Annotated in this window: 1 protein-coding gene; it reads right to left on the bottom strand. The window is 33.0% G+C overall.

Features of this window, described 5'->3' with window-relative positions; translation table 11 throughout:
• On the bottom strand, positions 1–506 hold a 506-nt coding region (locus L8X36_RS08065; RefSeq protein WP_263683328.1), incomplete at both ends, for a methyl-accepting chemotaxis protein.

Below are 506 nucleotides of genomic sequence, written 5' to 3' on the forward strand. Positions count from 1 at the left end.
GCACTATCATTAGCTATTTTTAAATTCTCTTGAGTTACATGATCAATTTGAGCTACAGCATCATTTATTTGAGTAATACCTGTAGTTTGCTCTTTAATACTCTCACCCATTTCATTAATAGATTGAACTAAGATATTAGTATTAGCTTCTATTTCACCTAAAGACTTTTGAGTTCTTTCAGCTAGATTTCTAACTTCATCAGCAACAACAGCAAAGCCACGTCCATGTTCACCAGCACGTGCTGCTTCAATAGCTGCATTTAATGCAAGTAGGTTAATTTGATCTGCAATATCTCCAATAATAGAAGTAACATTTTTAATTTCTTCACTTTGAGCAATAACTTCACTAGTTTTATGAGATACATTTTGCATAGAAGAAGTAATCTCTTCTAATGCTGCTGCTGTTTCTTCTAAAGAAGAAGCTTGGCTTGATGAAGAATCAGTTAAGTTCTTAACAGCACTTTGTAATTTACCACTTTCACTAGCAAGTAAGTTAGCAAATTCAGA

The sequence above is a fragment of the Campylobacter sp. CNRCH_2014_0184h genome, assembly GCF_025772985.1.
Lineage (GTDB): Bacteria > Campylobacterota > Campylobacteria > Campylobacterales > Campylobacteraceae > Campylobacter_D.